General features: G+C 73.1%; 4 protein-coding genes. All 4 read left to right on the top strand.

The window, feature by feature from the left end:
* The coding region (locus x551_RS20585; protein WP_036250792.1) for a hypothetical protein at nt 1-668 on the top strand (668 nt) is incomplete at its 5' end.
* A 3-nt stretch (nt 669-671) separates the two neighbouring features.
* A complete protein-coding gene (locus tag x551_RS20580; RefSeq protein ID WP_011830851.1) occupies nt 672-1,700 on the top strand; it encodes a vWA domain-containing protein in 1,029 nt (342 codons plus the stop codon).
* Entirely contained in the window at nt 1,697-2,287 is a 591-nt protein-coding gene (locus x551_RS20575) for a hypothetical protein (RefSeq protein WP_011830850.1), read from the top strand. Before x551_RS20580 ends, x551_RS20575 begins: the two co-directional genes overlap by 4 nt.
* Nucleotides 2,284-2,913 (top strand): vWA domain-containing protein (locus x551_RS20570; RefSeq protein WP_051512249.1); only part of this gene is annotated, 630 nt, incomplete at its 3' end. The genes x551_RS20575 and x551_RS20570, both read left to right, overlap by 4 nt.

Here is a 2,913-nt window from a genome sequence, read left to right as displayed (position 1 = left end):
CGCGTGGTCTGTGGCTGGAGCGCCGCGCGGCGCGCGCCGAGACCGACGACCAGGGCCGCCGCTGGCTGGCGCTCGATTACCAGGTGGTCAACGCACCCCGCGCGCTGACCACGTTGAGCCTGCCGGCCGTGACGATCGCGACGCGGGGCGGTCCGCCGCTGGTGCTGCCCGCATGGCCGATCAGCGTGGGGCCGTTGACGCCACCCGAGGTGGCGGGCCAGGGCGCGCTGCAGACCTTGCGCCCGGACCGGCCCGTCGAGGCTGCACCGACAGCGGCGATCGAGCGTCGCTTCAAAGGGGCGCTGCTCGCGCTGGGGGTCGTGCTGATGGCCTGGCTGGCGTGGTGGGGCGGGCGCAACTGGCGCGAGTCGCGGCGCCTGCCGTTCGCCCGCGCCTGGCGCGAACTGCGTCGTGCGGACGCGGCCAGCCCCGAGGCCTGGCTCAGCCTGCACCGCGCCGTCAACGCCAGCGCCGGCCGCGTGGTGCACGGCGCCTCGCTGTCGCGCTGGCTCGACGAACGGCCGCACCTGCGGCCGCTGCAGGCGCAGCTCGAAGGCTTCTACCGCCATTCCAGCGAGCGCTTCTTCGCCGGTGGTGCGGCGGCCGACTACCCGCTGCACACGCTGGGCCGCGCGCTGCGCGACGCCGAGCGCCGGCAGCACCGCTGAGCCATGGGCCTCGACTTCGTCCAGCCGCTGCTCCTGCTGCTGCTTCCGCTGGCGGCGCTGCCGCTGCTGCGCCGCCGCAGCGACACGCTGGTCTACTCGGCCATCGCCTGGCTGCCGGTCGACCGCATCGGGCGCATCGCCGGCTTCCTGTGGCGCGCCTTCGCGGTCGCGGCGATGGCCGCGGTGGTGATCGGCCTGGCCGGGCCGGGGCAGTCGGGTGCGCAGGTGCTGCGCACCGGGCGCGGCGCCGAGATCCTGATCCTGATGGACCGCAGCAGCAGCATGGACGCCAACGTGGTGCCCAAGGACGTGAAGGCCGGAGGGCAGTTCAACGCCAGCATGCCGACCAAGAGCCAGGTGGTGCGCGAGCTGTTGAGCGAGTTCGTCGCGAAGCGGCCCGACGACCGCTTCGCGTTCATGGCCTTCAGCACCAGCCCGATGCGCATCGTGCCGTTCACACAGCAGGGCGACGTGATCCAGGCCGGCCTGGCCGCCACCGGCGTGGGCCGCGGCCTGCCCGACACCCACATGGGCAGCGCGCTGCTGGCGGCGATCGGCGAGTTCGAAGGCCGGCCGTATGCCGGCAGCCGCGTGATCCTGGTGGTGTCCGACGGTGGCGCGCAGCTCGACGAGACCACGCGCCAGCGCATCGAGGCCGGGCTGGTGCGGCAGAAGATCGGTCTGTACTGGATCTACATCCGCAGCAATCCCAACTCGCCCGACCTGACGACCGACGCGGTCGGCAGCCTCGACTCGGTGGAAGAGCTGGCGTTGCACAGCTTCTTCCGCACGCTGCCCACGCCCTATCGGCTGTTCCAGACCGACGACGCCAGCGCGATGGCGGCGGCGATGGCCGAGATCGACCGCCTGCAGAACTTTCCGCTGTCGGTGGTGGAGCGGGTGCCGCGGCGCGACTTCAGTTCGGCCTGCTACGGCGTGGCGCTGCTGTGCTGCCTGGGCCTGCTGGTCTGCCGGGCGCTGCAGTTGCCGAGTTGGGCGCCGGCGTGGCGCGACGGACGGAGTGCGTCATGAGAAGGCTGTCGGTGCATGGCGTGTTCGCGGCGGCGGCGGCGGTCTGCGCTGGCGTGCTGCTCTGGCAGGGGCTGCACTGGCGGCAGGTGGTGGCACTCAACGAGGCCGTGGCCGCGGCCGCACGGCCGCCCGCCGAGAAGGACGCAGAGAAGAAGGACGCACCGGCGCCGCGCGACGCTCCGCGCGAGGTGAGGCTGGCGCGCGCGATCGCGCTGGCCCAGGCGGGCGCCCACGACGCGGCCTTCAAGAGCTACAGCGGCCTGATCCAGCCCGGTGCGCTCGATGCCCTCGGCCGCCAGGCGCAGTTCAACCTCGGCAACATGTATTTGCGCCAGGCGCTGGCGGCGTCGCCGGGCGGTGACGCCGCCGCGCCGTCGGCCGAGACCGCGCCGTTGATCGAACTGGCCAAGCAGCGCTACCGCGACCTGTTGCGCGCCGACCCCGGCGACTGGGACGCGCGCTACAACCTCGAGCGCGCGCTGCGCCTCGCGCCGGAGGAGCAGGAGGCCTACGCCGAGGACCCGAACGTGCCGGTCGAGCGCCGCCGGGTGCAACTCCGCGGCATGGACCCGGGGGACCTGCCTTGAACCGCGTCGTGCGGGTCGGCCGCTGGCTGGTCCGCCAGGGCCGGCGTGCGGACCTCGTGCTCACGCTCGCGTTGCTGCTGCTGGTGGCCGCGGTGGCGTTGCCGCCCTTCATGCTGCAGCGGGCGACCTTCCACTACCTGGTTGCCTTCGACATCACGCAGAGCATGAACGTGGAGGACGTGGAGCGCGACGGCGCCCCCCTGAGCCGCCTGGCCTATGCCCGCTCGGCGATGCGCGACGCGCTGCGCGAGATGCCCTGCGGCTCGAAGATCGGCTGGGCCGTGTTCGCCGACTACCGCGTGATGCCGCTGCTGCTGCCGGTGGAGGTGTGCAGCCACTACGAGGAGCTGCTCGCCTCGCTGGACCGCATCGACGGCCGCATGCGCTGGGCCAATGCCAGCAACATCGGCAAGGGCATGAGCTGGACCATCCGCACCGCGCGGGCGATCGATCCGAACACGCGCGTGGTGTTCTTCACCGACGGCCAGGAGTCGCCGCCGCTGCGCGACGGCGCCGAGCTGCCGCCGATCCAGGACATCACGCCCGGCGAGGTGGGCGGCTGGCTGATCGGCGTGGGCGGCGACCTGCCGGCGCGCATCCCGCGCACCGACCGCGACGGCAACCCG

Origin of the sequence: Methylibium sp. T29 (assembly GCF_000576205.1) — a bacterium.
In the GTDB taxonomy this organism is placed as follows: Bacteria; Pseudomonadota; Gammaproteobacteria; order Burkholderiales; family Burkholderiaceae_C; genus Methylibium; species Methylibium petroleiphilum.
The sequence above is the reverse complement of the archived record's forward strand: the minus strand, read 5'-3'. Positions and strand labels throughout refer to the sequence as shown.

Excerpts from the sequence above, each read along its gene's own strand:
- x551_RS20580 (WP_011830851.1), top strand. The coding sequence starts at position 672 with ATGGGCCTCGACTTCGTCCAGCCGCTGCTCCTGCTGCTGCTTCCGCTG.
- x551_RS20575 (WP_011830850.1), top strand. The coding sequence starts at position 1,697 with ATGAGAAGGCTGTCGGTGCATGGCGTGTTCGCGGCGGCGGCGGCGGTC.